17 protein-coding genes are annotated in these 17,559 nt (G+C 62.8%); 8 read left to right on the forward strand and 9 right to left on the reverse strand.

What is annotated here, in order from left to right; all coding sequences use genetic code 11:
• Positions 1 to 27 precede the first annotated feature (27 nt).
• The 3 genes from rpe to G533_RS0113500 are packed head-to-tail and all read left to right on the forward strand — an operon-like array spanning position 28 to position 3,073.
• Entirely contained in the window at positions 28 to 708 is a 681-nt protein-coding gene (rpe, locus tag G533_RS0113490) for a ribulose-phosphate 3-epimerase (protein ID WP_027950408.1), read from the forward strand.
• Entirely contained in the window at positions 705 to 2,195 is a 1,491-nt protein-coding gene (trpE, locus tag G533_RS0113495) for an anthranilate synthase component I (protein WP_027950409.1), read from the forward strand. Before rpe ends, trpE begins: the two co-directional genes overlap by 4 nt.
• Positions 2,192 to 3,073 carry a class I SAM-dependent methyltransferase gene (locus G533_RS0113500; protein WP_027950410.1) on the forward strand — a complete coding sequence of 294 codons (882 nt, stop codon included), beginning with the start codon at positions 2,192 to 2,194 and terminating at the stop codon, positions 3,071 to 3,073. The genes trpE and G533_RS0113500 overlap by 4 nt, the downstream gene beginning before the upstream one ends.
• A 64-nt stretch (positions 3,074 to 3,137) precedes the next feature.
• Here G533_RS0113500 and G533_RS0113505 read toward each other — a convergent pair whose 3' ends face one another.
• Positions 3,138 to 5,456 (reverse strand): TonB-dependent receptor, encoded by a 2,319-nt coding sequence (locus tag G533_RS0113505; RefSeq protein ID WP_027950411.1) that lies wholly within the window; start codon positions 5,454 to 5,456, stop codon positions 3,138 to 3,140.
• 284 nt (positions 5,457 to 5,740) lie between these two features.
• Here G533_RS0113505 and G533_RS0113510 point away from each other — a divergent pair, with 284 nt between their 5' ends.
• The 3 genes from G533_RS0113510 to trpC are packed head-to-tail and all read left to right on the forward strand — an operon-like array spanning position 5,741 to position 8,183.
• A complete protein-coding gene (locus G533_RS0113510) occupies positions 5,741 to 6,334 on the forward strand; it encodes an anthranilate synthase component II (RefSeq protein WP_205622620.1) in 594 nt (197 codons plus the stop codon).
• Positions 6,334 to 7,380, forward strand: coding sequence for an anthranilate phosphoribosyltransferase (gene trpD, locus G533_RS0113515; protein WP_027950413.1), 1,047 nt, complete (start codon positions 6,334 to 6,336; stop codon positions 7,378 to 7,380). The genes G533_RS0113510 and trpD overlap by 1 nt, the downstream gene beginning before the upstream one ends.
• Positions 7,380 to 8,183, forward strand: a complete 804-nt coding sequence (gene trpC / locus G533_RS0113520) for an indole-3-glycerol phosphate synthase TrpC (RefSeq protein WP_035528146.1) — start codon at positions 7,380 to 7,382, stop codon at positions 8,181 to 8,183. Before trpD ends, trpC begins: the two co-directional genes overlap by 1 nt.
• Here the strand turns inward: trpC and crp are convergent.
• The gene (gene crp, locus G533_RS0113525) at positions 8,180 to 8,824 is read right to left on the reverse strand and encodes a cAMP-activated global transcriptional regulator CRP (protein ID WP_027950415.1); all 645 of its coding nucleotides are present in this window, start codon (positions 8,822 to 8,824) and stop codon (positions 8,180 to 8,182) included. The two genes, trpC and crp, sit on opposite strands and share 4 nt — an antisense overlap.
• A 120-nt stretch (positions 8,825 to 8,944) precedes the next feature.
• On the opposite strand from crp, the gene G533_RS0113530 reads away from it, so the two are divergent.
• Entirely contained in the window at positions 8,945 to 9,373 is a 429-nt protein-coding gene (locus tag G533_RS0113530) for an OsmC family protein (protein ID WP_027950416.1), read from the forward strand.
• A gap of 61 nt (positions 9,374 to 9,434) precedes the next feature.
• Here G533_RS0113530 and coq7 read toward each other — a convergent pair whose 3' ends face one another.
• From coq7 to dusB, 5 genes are read right to left on the reverse strand one after another with little or no spacing between them, the layout of a single operon-like run.
• A complete protein-coding gene (gene coq7 / locus G533_RS0113535) occupies positions 9,435 to 10,079 on the reverse strand; it encodes a 2-polyprenyl-3-methyl-6-methoxy-1,4-benzoquinone monooxygenase (protein ID WP_027950417.1) in 645 nt (214 codons plus the stop codon).
• Positions 10,080 to 10,103: 24 nt separating this feature from the next.
• Positions 10,104 to 11,387 (reverse strand): phosphoribosylamine--glycine ligase, encoded by a 1,284-nt coding sequence (gene purD, locus G533_RS0113540; protein ID WP_027950418.1) that lies wholly within the window; start codon positions 11,385 to 11,387, stop codon positions 10,104 to 10,106.
• 14 nt (positions 11,388 to 11,401) lie between these two features.
• Positions 11,402 to 12,976, reverse strand: coding sequence for a bifunctional phosphoribosylaminoimidazolecarboxamide formyltransferase/IMP cyclohydrolase (purH, locus tag G533_RS0113545; protein WP_027950419.1), 1,575 nt, complete (start codon positions 12,974 to 12,976; stop codon positions 11,402 to 11,404).
• 17 nt (positions 12,977 to 12,993) lie between these two features.
• Positions 12,994 to 13,302 (reverse strand): DNA-binding transcriptional regulator Fis, encoded by a 309-nt coding sequence (gene fis / locus G533_RS22045; RefSeq protein ID WP_051230350.1) that lies wholly within the window; start codon positions 13,300 to 13,302, stop codon positions 12,994 to 12,996.
• Complete coding sequence (gene dusB / locus G533_RS0113555) at positions 13,299 to 14,285, reverse strand: tRNA dihydrouridine synthase DusB (protein WP_027950420.1); 987 nt, start codon at positions 14,283 to 14,285, stop codon at positions 13,299 to 13,301. The genes fis and dusB overlap by 4 nt, the downstream gene beginning before the upstream one ends.
• A gap of 137 nt (positions 14,286 to 14,422) precedes the next feature.
• On the opposite strand from dusB, the gene G533_RS0113560 reads away from it, so the two are divergent.
• A complete protein-coding gene (locus G533_RS0113560) occupies positions 14,423 to 15,262 on the forward strand; it encodes an SDR family NAD(P)-dependent oxidoreductase (RefSeq protein ID WP_027950421.1) in 840 nt (279 codons plus the stop codon).
• Positions 15,263 to 15,273: 11 nt separating this feature from the next.
• Here G533_RS0113560 and prmA read toward each other — a convergent pair whose 3' ends face one another.
• Entirely contained in the window at positions 15,274 to 16,167 is an 894-nt protein-coding gene (gene prmA, locus G533_RS0113565) for a 50S ribosomal protein L11 methyltransferase (RefSeq protein WP_027950422.1), read from the reverse strand.
• A complete protein-coding gene (gene accC / locus G533_RS0113570) occupies positions 16,167 to 17,519 on the reverse strand; it encodes an acetyl-CoA carboxylase biotin carboxylase subunit (RefSeq protein ID WP_027950423.1) in 1,353 nt (450 codons plus the stop codon). Before accC ends, prmA begins: the two co-directional genes overlap by 1 nt.
• Positions 17,520 to 17,559 lie beyond the last annotated feature (40 nt).

Genomic DNA, 17,559 nt, shown 5'->3' on the forward strand with positions numbered 1-17,559 from the left:
GGCCTGTCCAGAAGCCGGAGCCAGTACATGGCCGATTACCTGATTGCACCGTCGATTCTCTCGGCGAATTTCGCCCGTCTCGGGGAAGAAGTGGATGCAGTGCTCGCCGCGGGCGCCGATGTGGTGCACTTCGACGTCATGGACAACCACTATGTGCCCAATCTCACCATCGGCCCGATGGTGTGCAAGGCCCTGCGCAAGCACGGCGTCACCGCGCCTATCGACGTGCACCTGATGGTGAGCCCGGTGGATCGGCTGATCGGCGATTTTGCTGAAGCGGGGGCGAGCTACATTACCTTTCACCCCGATGCGTCAACCCACGTCGATCGCTCGTTGCAAATGATTCACGATGCGGGCTGCAAGAGTGGGCTGGTCTTCAACCCCCATGCCGGTCTTGAGGCCTTGCGCTATGTGATGGACAAGGTGGATATGATTCTGCTGATGTCCGTCAACCCGGGTTTTGGTGGTCAATCCTTCATTCCTGGTACCCTGGACAAATTGCGCGAGGCGCGGGCGATGATTGATGCCTCGGGCTTCGACATTCGGCTGGAAATTGATGGCGGGGTGACAACAGGCAATATCGCCGACATCGCCGCTGCAGGTGCAGACACCTTCGTCGCCGGCTCGGCCATTTTCAACGCGCCCGACTACCGCGCCGTGATTGCGGACATGCGGGCGGCGCTGGCTGAGGTGCAACAGCCCGGATGAACGAAGCGGACTTCAATGCCCTGGCGGCACAGGGCTACAACCGGATTCCGGTCAGCATGGAGGTGCTTGCAGACCTGGAAACACCGGTCAGTACCTACCGCAAGCTGGGTGAAGGGGCCTATTCCTACTTCTTCGAGTCGGTGCAGGGCGGGGAGAAATGGGGGCGCTACTCAATTATCGGCTTGCCCTGTCGCACCCTGTTGCGGGTGTTCGGCAACCGGGTGGAAGTGCTGGTGGATGGTGCAGTGGTGGAGCAGGCTGAAGTGGCTGACCCGCTGGACTATGTTGAGGCATTCCAGCAGCGCTACCGCAGCGCGCCGGATGCCGGGTTGCCGGTGTTCCACGGCGGCCTGGTGGGCTATTTCGGCTACGACACCGTGCGCTACGTGGAGCCGCGCCTGCGCGATAGCGCGCCCGCCGACGAGCTGGGCAATCCCGATATCCTGCTCATGGTGTCCGAGGAAGTGCTGGTCTTTGACAACCTGTCGGGCACCATTCGCCTGATCGTCAACGCGGACCCGGAACAGCCTTCCGCCTTGTCCTCAGCGCAGGCGCGTTTGCGCGGGCTGGCTCTGCGCTTGCGCGAGCCCATGCCGTCGTTGCCGGATGTGGCGCTGGCCGGTGCCAACAGCGATGCACTGGAAGCGTCCGCCCGCTCGCATTTCGATGAGGCGGGTTTTGCGCAGGTGGTGGAGCGCATCAAGGACTACGTACTGGCGGGCGATGTCATGCAGGTGGTGCCTTCGCAGCGCCTGCAGGTGCCGTTCAGTGCGCCGCCGCTGAATCTGTACCGCGCTCTGCGCAACCTGAACCCCTCGCCCTATATGTATTACCTGGATCTGGGGGATTTCCACATTGTGGGGTCGTCCCCCGAGATTCTGGCGCGGCTGCAGGATAACGAAGTGACCGTGCGTCCACTGGCGGGCACCCGCCGCCGCGGACACAGTGAAGCCGAGGACAAGGCACTGGAAGCGGAGTTACTGGCTGACCCCAAGGAGATCGCCGAGCATCTGATGCTGATTGACCTGGGCCGCAACGACATCGGCCGCATCGCGCGTATTGGCTCTGTCGCGCTGAGCGATAAAATGGCTGTGGAGCGCTATTCCCACGTCATGCACATCGTGTCCAATGTCAGTGGTCAGCTGGCGCCCGGCAAGTCGGCCATCGACGTGCTGCGGGCAACGCTGCCTGCCGGCACCCTGAGTGGTGCGCCAAAAATCCGCGCCATGGAAATCATCGATGAGCTGGAGCCGGTGAAGCGCGGTGTGTACGGCGGCGCGGTCGGCTATGTATCCTGGGCAGGCGAGATGGATACGGCGATAGCCATTCGTACCGCGGTCATCAAGAACGACACCCTGTATGTGCAGGTGGGCGCGGGTGTGGTCGCGGATTCGGTGCCGCGGCTGGAGTGGAAGGAAACGCACAACAAGGCGCGCGCTATGTTCCGCGCCGCGTCCATGGTGTTGGCGGGGCTTGAGTCATCGTGAACGACCGGGAGCAGCTGCAAGCCCTGCTGGCACGCTGCAACAACCCCTACGCGCTGCTCGACGCGGCCTACCTGCCGGAGGATCAGGCGCGCGTGCTACGCACCCGAAACCTGCGCCTGATTCCCGGGGAAAAGCGCCGCCGTGGGGGCAAATATGCCTATGCGGAATGGGCGCATGTCATCGGTATTTTCCAGACGCTGATTGGCCAGCACACCGGTTGGCGTGAGGATCTGCGTATTCTGGATGCGGGCTGCGGTTCCGGCCTGCTGGCGATTGCCTGTGAGCCCTTCCTGGGTGGTGGTGGACTCTACACTGGCCTGGATGTAGCCGCGGAGCAGCTCGAATTCTGCCGCCAGCATTACACTGGGGATCACTACCGGTTTCTACATCTCGATACCGCAAATCCCTTTTATGCGCCGGGTCAGCCAGCAGTGGGCGTGCCCTGGCCGGTGCCCGAGGCGAGCCAGCAGCTGGTAACGGCGCTATCAGTCTGGACGCATTTCAATGAACGGGATGCCCGCTTTTACATGGCGGAGCTGGCGCGCGTGCTGCAACCCGGCGGCAAGGCACTGGTGACCGTGTTCCTGTTGGACGAGGATTATTCTGCGAGCCTGCCGCGCGCTACAGGAGCGCCTGCGCGCTTTCACGCCACGCCACTCGAGCGCTGGGTGTTCGATCAGCCTGCCTACGGGGCGTCCGACTGGCTCTGTCCGAGCTGGGTGGAGGTGCCCGAGGAAGCCATAGGCATTACGCCGGCGGGACTTGCGAGCCTGCTGGATAGCAACGGGTTGAAGGTGTCTGCGCATTATCCGGGCAATTGGAAAGAGGTGCCGGGTGCGTTTTTTCAGGATGTGTTAGTGCTGGAAAAGCCCCGGTAGAACCATGCCCCGCCTCGCGGGCGGGGCATGGAGCTCTAGCAGGGCGTAGAGTCGGGTTGACCGCTTAGAAGTTGTACCGCGCGGTCACGCCGAATGTGCGCTGGGGCACCAGGTTGATCTGCGTGTAGGAACCGCCGCTGAGTGCCAGGTCGTACTGATCCGGGCCTTGTTGGTAGTTGACCGTTTCGTCATCCAGCAGGTTCTTCGCAAATACCGAGACATCCCAGCTGGCATCCGCACTGCGCCAGCCGGCGTACAGATTGAAGATGCTGTAGGAATCGAAGGTCTCACGTACGGCGCCGATGCCGGCTGACGCTTCAGTGTTCAGGCGCTCATCGGTGAACTTGTACAGTCCGCGCAGGTAGACCTCCGTGGACTCCAACGGCCAGGTGTACTCTGAGTTGAGCGACAGGGACAGCTCCGGCTCGCCACCAATGGGGTCGCCGTTGATGTCACAGGATCCGAGCACTTCGCCGGGCTCGCGCTGGTTGCAGGGTTTGGTCGCGCCGTCGTCCCATTCACCCTTGGCGTAACTGAAGCTGGCGCCGGTAACCCACTGCTCGGTAATCAGCAGCCGGCCGTCAAACTCCACGCCGTAGGTCGTGGCATCACCGTTGAAGATGAACCCGCCGACGATATCAGCGGGGGCGCCGCTGTCGTCCAGAACCTGAATGCCTCGCGTGAACCCGATGTAACCATCGAACTGCTGGTAGTACACCGCGCCGTTCAATGTCGCGCGGCCATCGAGCAGGCGGCTCTTGAAGCCCACTTCGATCGCGTCACTGGTTTCTTCATCGTGTAACAGGTCATCCTCGCCGTTGGGCAGGAATACCACGTTCGGGCTGGGCGTGATGGAGATGCCGCTGGGGCGGTAGCCGCGGTTGTAGGCACCGTAGACTGAAATATCATCATTCAGTGCGTAGCGCAGTTTGAGTGAGCCGGTTACCGCCGTCTCGTCACCTTTCTGGTTACGTTCGGAAACGCCTTCGATCGGAAAGGCCGCCGCGATACCGGCTTCCACCAGCGGCGCGAAAGGCAGCAGCGCAGGTGGCAGGTAATTCAGCGAGTCATAGTTGATGGTGCTGGCGCGGAAGCGATCATAATCGGTCCAGCGCAAGCCCGCTTCCAGCTGCAAGGCGTCGGTCAGGTAGAAGGTGTTGAAGGTAAATACAGCCAGCTCCTTGCCATCGACCGGCAATACACCGGAGCTGAGGAAGGAGATTTCCGGTCCATCGGTAATCGTGGTGTTGCTGCTGAACTGCGTCGTGGTGTTCTGTTCGTTGTAGTAAACACCGACGATGTAATCCCAGAAATCATTGCCCGAGGAGCTAAGGCGGAATTCCTGGGAATAGCTCTCCACCGCGGTCAGCGTGTTCTGGTGTGTCAGGGCTTCCGGGTTGGTGACATAGTGCGCGCGGTCGTTTTCTGTACCGGCCGGCTTATCCGAGTTCTGGTAGGCGGTCACCGAAGCCAGCTCGAGATCGCCCACGGTCCAGTTCACCAGCAGGTTGGCGAGGTCGTACTTGATTTCACCAAAGTTGTTGTATTTGCCCAGTGCAATCCTGTCATCGTCATTCAGCGTCGGGCGTTCGCCAAGGGCATCTACACCGGATACCGCTTTGCTGTCCTCGATGTAGCGATCGAGATACTGCCATACCAGGGTGACATCGAGATCATCACTGGGCAGCCAGTTTGCCGTGATTCGACCGGATTTCGCTTCGGCTTCCGGGTCGTCCAGTCCGCTGGTGATGTTGTTCACATCACTGGAATTGTTGGTGTCGTAAACACCGGCAACACGCACGCCGAGTTTTCCTTCGATCAGCGGGCCCGTCCAGGCGGCCTGCGTGTTCAGGCCGTCGTTATCGCCGACGGTCATCTGTACGTAGCCATTGGTTTCAAACAAGTCTGGGCGGCGGGTGATGATGTTGATGGCACCGGCCGGTGACGTCGCACCCTGCAGCGTGCCCTGGGGGCCACGCAAAATTTCCACCCGCTCGAGGTCGTACAGCTGGGTGAATGCATTGTCTGCCCGCACAATGCCGGAGTTCCAATACACGTCAACGGCACTGGCGGCACCGGCTTCCGGATCAATACTGATACCGCGCATCGAGATATTGGAGTTGCGCGCGTTGGGCGCCGACAGTGTTACACCGGCGGTTTGTTGCTCGAGGTCAATGAAACTGAGGGCGGAAAAGCGCTCAATGGCATCACCGGTCACCACGTTGACGGTTGCGGAGATGTCTTGCACTAATTCGGTGCGCTTTTGTGCGGTTACAATGATCTCTTCAAGCTGCATTTGCGCGAGAACGGGCGTCGTCACCGTGGTCACGGCAACTGCCAGAAGTGTTTTTCGCGCTGGTGTATAGGCCTTTTTCTGTCTCATATTATGGTCAACTCTATTCCGCAGTAAATTTTCGGCTGATTCGACCCCGGGTGCGGTTGGGCAACCCGGGTCGGCGGTATAGTAGGCAGGGTTTCAAAAAAAGTACATGCCAGTGAATAAATATACACATGTCACCTTATTGTGTTAGGCGGTTGCAGCCTGCGGCGCCGGGTCTGGTCGGACAGTACCTGGGACGTCTGTGGCCGGTTGGCTGACCGGCAAGGACATTGCTCGCCCACCTTTGAGGCATGGTAAACTGCGGCCCCACGCCGCAAGGGACGACCATGCCAGACATTTTAATGATCGATAACTACGACTCCTTCACCTGGAACATCGTCCAGTACCTCGGCGAGCTCGGTGCAGAGGTCCAGGTGGTGCGCAACGATGAAATCACCGTTGCCGATGTGGCGGCCATAGCCCCCACCCGGGTCGTGATTTCGCCCGGCCCCTGTACGCCCAACGAGGCGGGTATTTCCATGGACGTTATCCGCGAATATGCCGGCAAGCTGCCCATTCTCGGTGTGTGCCTGGGCATGCAGAGCCTGGGGCAGGTCTATGGTGGCCGCGTGGTGCGGGCCCGCCAGGTGATGCACGGCAAGACGTCCCTGATCCATCATCGCGGGCAGGGCGTGTTTCACGGCTTGAGCCAGCCCTTTGAAGCCACGCGGTATCACAGCCTGGTGGTGGCTCGCGACGGATTGCCGGCGTGCCTGGAAGTCACCGCGTGGACGGAAACTGCCAATGGGGAAGTGGATGAAATTATGGGCCTCAGGCATCGCGAGTATGCGCTGGAGGGCGTGCAATTCCACCCCGAATCGATTCTCACTGCGCACGGGCACGACCTGCTGCGCAATTTCCTGCAACTGGAGGCCCGTTGATGACATTACAGGAAGCACTCGCCCGTCTCGTTGAGCGCCAGTCGCTCACGCGCGACGAGATGGCGGACGTGATGCGTGTGGTCATGTCCGGGGGCGCCACGGATGCCCAGATCGGCGCCCTGCTTGTCGCGCTGCGCATGAAAGGTGAAACCACCGACGAGATCGCCGGTGCCGCGCAGGTCATGCGTGAGTTGGCCACGCCGGTGCAGGTGACGGGAGAGCACCTCGTCGACCTGGTGGGCACCGGTGGCGACGGTGCAAATCTGTTCAACGTCTCGACAGCGGCGTCTTTCGTGGTGGCCGCCGCCGGGGCGCAGGTGGCGAAACACGGTAATCGCTCTGTCTCGAGCACCTCAGGCAGCTCCGACTTGCTGGAAACCCTGGGTGTTCCGCTGGATCTCACCCCGGCGCAGGTCGCCCGGGCGATCGAGAGCGTGGGTCTGGGCTTCATGTTCGCTCCAGCACACCACGCCGCGATGCGTCACGCCATCGGCCCCCGCCGTGAACTGGGCATGCGTACCCTGTTCAACGTGCTGGGCCCCCTCACCAACCCGGCGGGCGTGCGCCGCCAGGTAATCGGTGTATTCGACCCGGCCCTGTGCCGTCCCTTGGCGGAAGTGCTGAAACTGCTCGGTAGCGAGCATGCCCTGGTGGTACACGGGGAAGGTGGGCTGGACGAACTGACCTTGAGCGGCAGTACGGAGGTTGCCGAGCTCTGTCGCGGAAATATCGCCACCTACCGTATTGCTCCTGAGGATGTGGGCCTGCAGCGGCAGAATCTCGACGGCCTGGCGGTGAACGGTGCAGAGGAGTCGGCGGCGCTGATTCGCGCAGCGCTCGCGGGCCGCGACACACCCGCGGCGCAGAAGGCGGCGGCGATGATCGCCCTGAATGCCGGTGCCACCATTTATGTCGCCGGGTTGGCGGCCACCATTGCTGATGGCGTCTCACTGGCCGAGGACCTGATCGCGACGGGTCAGGCAAGGGAGAAAATGAAAGAGTTTATCGATTTCACGCAGATGATGAGCCAGGGAGGCCACGCCTGATGGCTGCTGCACCAACGATTCTTCGTCAGATTCTGGCGCGCAAACACGAGGAGGTGGCGGCACGGCGTCGGCGTGATTCCCTGGCAGATCTTGAGTCGCGTATCTCCGAGCAATCAGCGCCGCGGGGTTTTGTGCAGGCGCTGCGGGAGCGCGTGAATGCTGCACAGCCCGCGGTGATTGCCGAGGTGAAAAAAGCCTCACCCAGCCAGGGTGTGATTCGCGCTGATTTTGACCCGGCCGCGATTGCTCGTAGCTACGAAAGTGGCAAGGCGGCCTGTCTGTCGGTGCTCACGGATGTCGACTTCTTCCAGGGCAGTGATGCCTTTTTGCAGCAGGCGCGCACGGCCTGTGCGCTGCCCGTTTTGCGCAAGGATTTTACGGTGGACGTGTGGCAGGTCGTGGAGGCGAGGGCCATCGGTGCTGACGCGGTGCTGCTGATAGCCGCGGCGTTGGAGGACGCGCAAATGCGCGAGCTTGCGACGGCGGCAACAGACTACGGGCTGGACGTGCTGGTAGAGGTGCATGACCGCGCCGAACTGGATCGCGCCCTCGACCTCGGCCTGCCCCTGCTGGGTATCAACAATCGCGACCTGCACACCTTTAAGACAGCGCTGGATACCACACTTGGCCTGCTGCCGCATATCCCGGCTGACCGGGTGGTGGTCACCGAGAGCGGCATACACACACCGGACGATGTGGCTGTTATGCAGGAGGCCGGCGTATTCAGCTTTCTGGTGGGCGAGGCGTTCATGCGTGCGCCCGAACCTGGCGAGAAACTGCGGCAGATGTTCTTTCCCGACTAGCGGGTGCCCAGCACCACCATGGTCTTGCCGGAGACGGCCACCAGGCCCTCCTCCTCCAGGTTTTTCAGTACCCGCCCGGCCATCTCCCGCGAGCAACCGACGATCTTGCCGAGCTCCTGACGGGTCACCTTGATCTGCATGCCATCCGGGTGCGTCATGGCGTCGGGCTGCTTGCAGAGGTCGATGAGCGTGTGGGCAATGCGCCCTGACACGTCGACAAAAGCGAGGTCCTTGAGCTTGCGTGTGGTCTGCCGCAGGCGCATACCCATCTGGTTGGCGATGGCGAACAGAATATCCGGGTAGTGGCTGCGGATCTGGTGGAAGCGCGCGTAGGATATTTCCGCCACTTCGCACTGCTCGCGCGCCACAACCATGGCGCTGCGCACTTCCTCGTTGGCGCCGAACAAGCCCATTTCGCCAAAAAAATCCCCGGCGTTCAGGTAGCTCACTACCATCATGTGGTCGGCATCGTTCTCATCCTGCACCATCACCGACACGGAACCGTCCAGAATCAGGAACAGGCGATCACAGTCCGCACCCTCCTGCAGGATGGCATGCTTTGACCGGTAGATGGAGCGATTGCAGTGGCGAAGGAAGTTCTCGACCCCTGGAATGGCACTGGTGACCTGGTGCTTGAGCATGCTGTGGTTTCCTGTCTTCTTACACGGCCTGTCCGCCAATATTACCCCACGCCTGCGGCAAGTAAAACGGCAACCCCTGTGCTAAGCTCGCGGCGACTTGATATCAGGAGACGTAGTGCGATGCAGGCAACCGTGAAGTGGGTAGACGGGGTCATGTTCCTGGGCGAGTCCGGTAGTGGGCACAGCGTGGTGATGGACGGCCCACCCGACCTCGGTGGGCGCAACCTGGGGCCGCGTCCAATGGAAATGCTGTTGCTGGGCGTGGGCGGCTGCTCCTCGTTTGATGTTATGAGCATGCTGCAGAAGTCCCGCCAGCAGGTTGTCGATTGCCGTGTGGAAATAGAGGCCGAGCGGGCAGATGCCGTACCCGCCGTGTTCACGCGCATTCACATGCACTTCGTGGTCACGGGCGTGGCGCTGAAGGAAAAGCAGGTGCAGCGCGCCGTCGAGCTGTCGGCAGAAAAGTACTGCTCGGCGTCGATAATGCTGGGCGCTGCGGGCGTGGCGATGAGCCACAGTTTTGCCATTGAGGAGTTTGCTACCGCCTGAGGCGGCATCGTGGCTGCCCACACCTTGGTGGGCAGCGGTGAGGTAAACCGCGCGTGCCCTGTTACAGGTAGTAGCTGCTGCGGGTCATCAGCCGGGAAACAGCGCTCATCAGGTCCTTCACCGGGGCGGGCAGCTCGGCGCCGCCTGCGGCGAGGGCGTTCTCCCCGTGCCGTTCTTCATCTTCCAGCATTTTTTGCAGAATCAACTGGGATTTGCGGTCGTCAGCCGGGAGTTGTTGCAGGTGATCGCGCAGGTGGCGGCAGACCCGTTCCTCGGTTGCAGCGACGAAGCCCAGGCTCCACTTGTCACCGATGGCGCCGGCGCTGGCGCCGAGCAAAAATGACATGCCATACCAGGCCGGATTCAGGTGGCTGGGGCGGCTGCCGAGTTCCTGCAGGCGCTGGGCGCACCAGGCCAGGTGGTCTTCCTCCTCGCGTGCCGCGTCGCGCATGTCTTCGCGCACCGTAGGCAGTTTCGCCGTGAGCGCCTGCCCCTGATAGAGCGCCTGCGCGCAGACTTCACCGGTGTGGTTGACCCGCATGAGGCCGGCCACATGGGCGCGTTGGGCCGGGTTGAGCGCGCTGTCGCGGTGCCCGTCCGCGGGTGAGGGCCGCGTGGCCGGCCGGCCCCGGTTGCTCAGGGTTCGCAGTACGGTGTCAGTCTCGCCCAGCAGGCGATCAATGAAGGTCAGTTGTCGGCTGTGCATGGCACTCTCCCTCACAGTAGAGGCCTAACTATAGCGGGCGATCGCCCGCCAACCAATATCATTGCGTCGGGTGACGCCGTCCCAGTGAATATGCTGCGCGGCGTCGTAGCAGCTTTGCTGGGCGGCGGCGATATCCTCACCCAGCGCAGTGACGCAGAGCACGCGGCCGCCATTGGTGACCACCTCATCGCCCGCAAGGGCCGTACCGGCGTGGAACACCTTGACGGTCTCCGCGAAGGGGTAATCCAGTCCGGTAATGGGCAAGCCCTTGGCGTAGTCACCCGGATACCCGCCGGCGGCCAGTACCACACCAATGGCGCAGCGCGGGTCCCAGGTGGCGGTGGCGCGGTCCAGGTGCCCGTCCAGGGCGGCATTGCACAGGCCGGCGAGGTCGGATTGCAGGCGCAGCATGATAGGTTGCGTTTCCGGATCGCCGAAACGGCAGTTGTATTCGATCACCTTCGGTTCGCCGCTGGACGAGATCATCAGCCCCGCGTAGAGAAACCCCGTATAGTCATTGCCCTCGGCAGCCATGCCGCGCACGGTGGGCAGGATGACCTCATCCATCACCCGCTGGAACACGGCGTCGGTGACGACCGGTGCCGGCGAGTAGGCGCCCATGCCGCCCGTGTTGGGGCCGGTGTCGCCATCGCCGATGCGTTTGTGGTCCTGGCTGGTGGCCATGGGCAGCACATTCTTGCCATCCACCATAACGATAAAACTGGCCTCTTCCCCTGCCAGAAACTCCTCGATCACCACGCGGCAGCCGGCATCGCCAAAGGCGTTGCCCGAGAGCATGTCGGTGACGGCGGCCTCGGCCTGGGCGAGGGTTTCGGCAACGATTACGCCTTTGCCCGCCGCCAGCCCATCAGCTTTCACCACAATGGGCGCACCCTGGCCGCGCAGGTAGGCGAGCGCGGGTTCCAGTTCGGTGAAGTTGGCGTAGGCCCCGGTGGGAATGCCGTGGCGGGCGAGGAAGTCTTTGGTGAAAGCCTTGGAGCCCTCAAGCTGCGCTGCACCCTTGCGCGGGCCGAAGCAGCGCAGGCCGCGTTCACTGAAATAATCGACTATGCCGGCGACCAGCGGCGCCTCGGGCCCGACGATGGTCAGGGCAATGCCCTCAGACTCGACAAACTCGGCGAGTCCGGCAAAGTCCATGCTGTCGATGGCGACGTTGCGCAGCCCCGGTTCCGTTGCGGTGCCAGCATTTCCGGGCGCCACGTAGACACGGTCGACAGTGTCGCCCTGTGCCGCCTTCCAGGCGAGCGCGTGTTCGCGCCCACCGCTGCCTATCACCAGAATCTTCATCAATGCTCTCTCGCTTAGTGGCGGAAATGGCGCATGCCGGTAAACACCATGGCCATGTCGTGTTCATCAGCGGCAGCAATGACTTCCTCGTCACGAATGGAGCCACCGGGCTGAATAACCGCCGCAATACCCGCCTTGCCAGCGTTGTCGATGCCATCGCGGAAAGGGAAGAACGCGTCGGATGCCATTACCGAGCCGCGTACGGCGAGGCCCGCGTGCTCGGCTTTGATGGCGGCGATGCGCGCCGAGTTCACGCGGCTCATCTGCCCCGCACCTACACCCACTGTCTGGCCATTTGCGGCGTACACGATGGCGTTGGATTTGACGAATTTGGCGACTTTCCACGCAAACAGCAGGTCCAGCATCTGCTGCGTCGTGGGTTGCCGCTTGCTGACGATGCGCAAATCGCCACTCTCAACCATACCCAGGTCGCGATCTTGCACCAGCAGGCCGCCGTTCACCCTCTTGTAGTCCAGGGCCGGTTGGCTTTCGCTCCAGTTGCCACAGGCGAGCACCCGCACGTTCTGCTTGGCCGCCACCACCTCCTGCGCCCCGGCGCTGACCGCAGGGGCAATAATCACCTCAACGAACTGCCGTTCCACAATGGCCTGCGCCGTCTCCGCATCCAGTTCGCGATTGAAGGCGATAATGCCGCCAAAGGCGGATTCGGGGTCGGTGGCAAAGGCGAGGTTGTACGCCTCCAGCAGGTTTGCGGCCACGGCAACACCGCAGGGATTGGCGTGCTTGACGATGACGCAGGCGGGCTCGGCAAAATTCTTCACGCACTCCAGCGCGGCGTCGGTATCCGCTACATTGTTGTAGGACAGCTCCTTGCCCTGCAGTTGCCGGGCGGTGGCGATGCCGGCCTCGGCCGGTTGCGCCTCAACATAGAAGGCCGCTTTCTGATGCGGGTTCTCGCCATAGCGCATCTCCTGCGCCTTGTGGAACTGGGTGTTGAACGTGCGTGGGAACACTGGCGAACCGCCGGGGGCGAGTTTGCCGAAGTGGTTGGCAATGGCACCGTCGTAGGCGGCGGTGTGTTCGTAGGCGCGAATGGCGAGGTCGAAGCGGGTCGCCAGTGTGGTGGCGCCTTCATGGGTACGCATTTCCTCAATGATGCGTGTGTAGTCGCCGGCGTTGACCACAATGTTTACCCAGCGGTGGTTCTTCGCCGCGGCGCGCACCATGGTGGGCCCGCCAATGTCGATGTTCTCCACCGCGTCTTCCAGGGTGCAATCCGGCTTGGCGATGGTGGCCTCGAAGGGATAGAGGTTGACCACCACCATGTCGATGGCGTCAATACCGTGCTCGGCCATTACCGCGTCGTCTTGCCCGCGCCGCGCCAGTATCCCGCCGTGTATTGTTGGATGCAGGGTCTTCACGCGCCCGTCCATCATTTCCGGGAAGCCGGTGTGGTCTGCCACTTCGGTGACTTCCAGGCCGGTGTCGCGCAGCAGGCGATAGGTGCCGCCGGTCGAGAGCAGCGCCACGCCGAGCGCCTGCAGTTCGGTGGCGAATTCGACGATGCCGGTTTTATCGGAGACGCTGATAAGTGCGCGTCGAACGGGTACGAGGTGAGAGTCGCTCATGGTTTTTGGGTTGCCTGTCAGCTTTTGTCGGAAATGAGTTGGTACTGTTTGAGTTTCTTGCGCAGGGTGCCGCGGTTCAGTCCCAGCATGTGGGACGCCCGCGTCTGGTTGTTGCGGGTGTAGTCCATGACCGCGCGCAGCAACGGGGCTTCCACCTCGGCCAGAACGAGGTTGTAGAAGTCGGTTGTCGACTGGCCATCCAGCGCTTCAAGGTATTCGCCCACGGCCCGTGCCACGGCATCGTGCAGCCGCTCGGGTGCGGGCTCGGGGAGCGCGCTGGCGGGCTGGGTGTCAGGGTGTAGTGAGGGTGGTTCGAGGTCTTTCATGCCGCAAGGTTCTCTGCGCCGGTGCGCGTAAAGAGACGATCAATCATGTGTAGCTGGGCGCTACTGTCGGCCAGGGCATTGAAGGCGGCCCGGTGCGTCAGCCACTGTGGTTGGTGTTGCAGGAACCAGCCGACGTGCTTGCGCGCAATGCGCGGGCCGAGGAAGTCGCCATAGAACCCGTGCAGGGCGCGAACGTGTGCGTGCAGCAGGCCGACTTGTTGTTCCAATGACGGCGCCGAAGGTGTTACACCACTGGCCAGTCGCCCGGCGATCTGTCCGCACAGCCAGGGGCGGCCCTGGGCGGCGCGGCCGATCATGACGCCGGCGGCCCCGGTGTGGCGAAGCACGGCCTCGGCTTTCTCGGCGGAATCGATATCGCCGTTGGCGTAGACCGGCATATCGACCGCCGCCACGATGTTGGCGATGGTGTCGTATTCCGCGTGGCCGCGAAATGCACAGGCGCGGGTGCGGCCATGCACTGCGAGGGCGGCGATGCCGGCATCTTCGGCAATACGTGCGATGCTCACACCGTTGCGCGATTCCGGCGCGGGGCCGGTACGTATTTTGAGCGTGACGGGCACGTCCACGGCGGCCACCACGGCGCTCAGAATGCTCTCCACCAGCGGTTCATCAGCCAGCAGGGCAGAGCCGGCCGCCTTGCGGCAGACCTTTTTTGCCGGGCAACCCATATTGATGTCAATAATCTGAGCACCCAATGCAACGTTGTGGCGTGCTGCGTCGGCCATCTGCTGCGGGTCGTTGCCGGCAATCTGCACCGAGCGTGGCTCTATTTCAGCGTCGTGGCGCGTGCGCAGGCGGGTTTTGTCCGTGTTGCGCAGACGCGGATTGCTGTTGACCATCTCGGAGACCACCAGGCCGGCACCGAGCCGAGCGCACAGCTGCCGGAACGGCAGGTCGGTTACGCCCGCCATGGGCGCCAGGGCAACGGCGTTGGTGAGTGTGTAGGGCCCGATTCGCGGCATTGGGGGAGACTGTGAGGTCGCTTCAGGAAGCAGCGTATGATACGCCACCGTGGCGCGGGGTTAAAGCGCACTGTGGTGGATGTGTGTTGCGCGTTACACTCGGGATCGATAAAGCCAATAATTAATAAGGATGACTTATGACGACAGCGAATGCTTTGCAGGGTAAAACAGCTCTGGTGACCGGTGGCGCCGGTGGTATCGGCGCCGCGTGCGCACGCGCCCTGCTGGCGGACGGGGCGGCTGTGGTATTGATGGGGCGCCGGGAGGAGGCACTGCAGGCAGTGCGCCAGGCCTTGCTGGCTGCGGTGCCGGGTGGGCAGGTCAGTCTTTGCCCCGGCGATGCCCTGCAAGAGGATGATGTCGGCAGGGCGGTGGAGGTGGCACACGCCATCGCCGGACGCCTGGATATTGTTGTGCCCACGGTGGGCGGTGGTGGCTTCAAGCCGCTGCTGCTGCAGGACCTGGATGGCTTGCGCCAGGAGCTGGACCTGAACATTGGATCCGTTTTTCTCGCGGTACGACACGCGGCGCCGGTGATGGCGCGCGGCGGCAGCATCGTATGCATTTCCTCAACCACAGCAGGCATGCCGTTTCCGTGGCTGTCGGCCTACTGCGCGGGCAAGGCTGGACTGGAAGGCCTGGTACGTTCCGCCGCCGATGAGCTTTCCTATCTGGGCCTGCGTATCAACGCGGTACGTCCGGGGCTGACACGCAGTGATGCCACGGGTGATCTGTTTGCCAGCCCCGAGATGATTCAAGCGTTCAAGGAGCAGATACCCCTGCAGCGTCCCGGAGAACCTGAAGACATTGCCGCCAGTGTCCGGTATCTGGCGGGCCCCGAGTCTTCCTGGGTGACCGGACAGTGCTTCAATGTGGATGGCGGCCAGTGCCTGCGGCGGCACCCGGACATGACCGGTGGACTGACCCACCTGTTCGGCGAGGCCGCGATGGCGGGGGTTTTGGGCCGCGCCGATTGAGTTGCGAGCGGTCAGGTGGCGGGCAGCGTGCCCTGCAGGCAAACCCAGTCCTCGCGCTCTCCCGCCACGTGCAGGGTGAGGCGGGGTGCGTAGTGTGCGCACAACACGGCGGCCTGGTTCTGCAACAGGCCGGATAGCAGCAGGGTGCCGCCCGGTTTGAGCAGGCTGAGCAGCGTATCCGAAAGCTCAGCCAGCGGCCCGGCAAGAATGTTTGCCACTACCACATCGGCCTGGCCCCGCCAAGCGGCGTTGGTTTGCGCATCCGGCAGGGTGACCATGAAGCGTTCCTCGGCAATGCTGTTGCGCCTGGCGTTCTCACGGCTCGCGACCAGTGCCTGCGGGTCGTTATCCACACCCAGGCCGCGCTCGGCGCCGAGCTTGAGGGCGGCCACCGCCAGGATGCCGGAGCCACAGCCATAGTCGACCACGGTCTGGCCCGGTTGCGTCAGCTGTTCAAGCTGGCCCAGGCACAATGCGGTGGTCGGGTGGGTGCCAGTGCCAAACGCCAAACCCGGATCCAGCAGCAGGTTGACGGCGTCCGGCTCCGGCGGGTCCATCCAGCTTGGGCACACCCACAAGCGCTGGCCGAAACGCATGGGCTGGTAGTGGCTGATCCACTCGCGCTCCCAATCCTTGTCTTCCAGGATTTCCACCCGCTGATTGCATCCCTGCAGCAGCGCTTCAGGGATGCGGGCGAGCACCGCGGGCATCTGGGTATCGGCGGGAAACAGACCCGTGAGCCGGGTTTGTTGCCACAGTGGGGTCTCGCCCACGCCGGGTTCCAGCACCGGCTGGTCAGCGTTGTCCTCCATGGTCACCGCCACCGCACCCGCCGCCAGCAAATGCTCCTCAAGCGCGTTTGCCAGCGCCGGACTGGTGTCCAGTCGAAGTTGCAGCCAGCTCACTAGCTCCAGTCTTCCAGCTTGCTTTCAAGGTAGTGAATGCTTACTCCGCCGGCCTGGAAGGAGCGATCCCGAACCAGTTCCCGGTGCAGTGCCGTGTTCGTGCGGATACCTTCGATAACCAGTTCATCGAGGGCCTGGCGCATTCTCGCCAGGGCGATCTCCCGGTCCTCGCCGTAGCTGATGATCTTGGCGATCAGCGAGTCATAGAAGGGCGGCACCGTATAGCCATCATACAAGTGGGAATCGACGCGAATGCCGGGGCCACCCGGTGCGTGGAACGTGGTGACCTTGCCCGGCGAGGGCATGAACGTCTGGTGGTCTTCTGCATTGATGCGACACTCGAACGCGTGTCCGCGGAAGGCGACCTGCTCCTGGGTGACGGAAAGGGGCAGGCCGCTGGCGATACGCAGCTGCTCACGCACGATATCAATGCCGGTGATGAGCTCGGTGACAGGGTGTTCTACCTGTACCCGGGTGTTCATCTCGATGAAGTAAAAGCCGCCGTCTTCGTAGAGGAATTCGAAGGTGCCGGCACCCCGGTAGCCGATTTCGATGCAGGCATTGACGCAGGCTTCGGCCACCTGCGCGCGCAGGTGCTCATCAACGCCGGGTGCCGGCGCTTCCTCCAGCACCTTCTGGTGTCGCCGCTGCAGCGAGCAGTCGCGATCGCCCAGGTGGATGGCGTTGCCCTGGCCGTCTGCGATCACCTGTACCTCCACGTGGCGTGGCTTCTGCAGGAATTTCTCCAGATAAACGACCCCGGAGCCGAAGGCCGCCGCGGCTTCCGCCTGGGTGAGCTGTACCGAGTTCAGCAGCGCCGCTTCATTGTGGACGACCCGCATGCCGCGCCCGCCACCGCCAGCGGCGGCCTTGACGATCACCGGGTAGCCGATGCGCCGGGCGATATCCAGCGTGCGCTCCGCATCGTCCGTGAGTGGGCCATCAGAGCCGGGCACAGTGGGTACGCCGGTTTTCTTCATGGCGTCAATGGCCGATACCTTGTCACCCATCAGGCGGATGGTGTCAGCCCTCGGGCCGATAAAGATGAAGCCGCTTTTCTCCACCTGCTCCGCGAAGTCGGCGTTCTCTGCCAGAAACCCGTAGCCCGGGTGAATGGCGCTTGCATTGGTAACCTCGGCGGCGCTGATGATGGCCGGTACGTTGAGGTAGCTCGCAGTCGAGGCCGCAGGGCCGATACAGACTGATTCATCCGCGAGGCGCACGTGCATCAACTCGCGATCTGCCTTGGAGTGCACCGCCACGGTCTTGATGCCCATCTCCTTGCAGGCTCGAAGAATCCGCAGGGCTATCTCACCGCGATTGGCGATGAGGACCTTTTCCAGCTTGGCCATGATGTATTCCTCTGCTTGCGGCGCGCAGGCGCCGGGGGCT

The organism is Haliea salexigens DSM 19537, from assembly GCF_000423125.1.
In the GTDB taxonomy this organism is placed as follows: domain Bacteria; phylum Pseudomonadota; class Gammaproteobacteria; order Pseudomonadales; family Halieaceae; genus Haliea; species Haliea salexigens.

Coding starts and splice junctions, on each gene's coding strand:
- coq7 (WP_027950417.1), bottom strand. CDS start 10,079: ATGCACAGCCGACAACTGACCTTCATTGATCGCCTGCTGGGCGAGACT.
- G533_RS0113505 (WP_027950411.1), bottom strand. CDS start 5,456: ATGAGACAGAAAAAGGCCTATACACCAGCGCGAAAAACACTTCTGGCA.
- crp (WP_027950415.1), bottom strand. CDS start 8,824: ATGCTCAAGCACCAGGTCACCAGTGCCATTCCAGGGGTCGAGAACTTC.
- purH (WP_027950419.1), bottom strand. CDS start 12,976: ATGAGCGACTCTCACCTCGTACCCGTTCGACGCGCACTTATCAGCGTC.
- G533_RS0113560 (WP_027950421.1), top strand. CDS start 14,423: ATGACGACAGCGAATGCTTTGCAGGGTAAAACAGCTCTGGTGACCGGT.
- trpC (WP_035528146.1), top strand. CDS start 7,380: ATGGCTGCTGCACCAACGATTCTTCGTCAGATTCTGGCGCGCAAACAC.
- rpe (WP_027950408.1), top strand. CDS start 28: ATGGCCGATTACCTGATTGCACCGTCGATTCTCTCGGCGAATTTCGCC.
- fis (WP_051230350.1), bottom strand. CDS start 13,302: ATGAAAGACCTCGAACCACCCTCACTACACCCTGACACCCAGCCCGCC.
- trpE (WP_027950409.1), top strand. CDS start 705: ATGAACGAAGCGGACTTCAATGCCCTGGCGGCACAGGGCTACAACCGG.
- G533_RS0113510 (WP_205622620.1), top strand. CDS start 5,741: ATGCCAGACATTTTAATGATCGATAACTACGACTCCTTCACCTGGAAC.
- purD (WP_027950418.1), bottom strand. CDS start 11,387: ATGAAGATTCTGGTGATAGGCAGCGGTGGGCGCGAACACGCGCTCGCC.
- accC (WP_027950423.1), bottom strand. CDS start 17,519: ATGGCCAAGCTGGAAAAGGTCCTCATCGCCAATCGCGGTGAGATAGCC.
- trpD (WP_027950413.1), top strand. CDS start 6,334: ATGACATTACAGGAAGCACTCGCCCGTCTCGTTGAGCGCCAGTCGCTC.
- dusB (WP_027950420.1), bottom strand. CDS start 14,285: ATGCCGCGAATCGGGCCCTACACACTCACCAACGCCGTTGCCCTGGCG.
- G533_RS0113530 (WP_027950416.1), top strand. CDS start 8,945: ATGCAGGCAACCGTGAAGTGGGTAGACGGGGTCATGTTCCTGGGCGAG.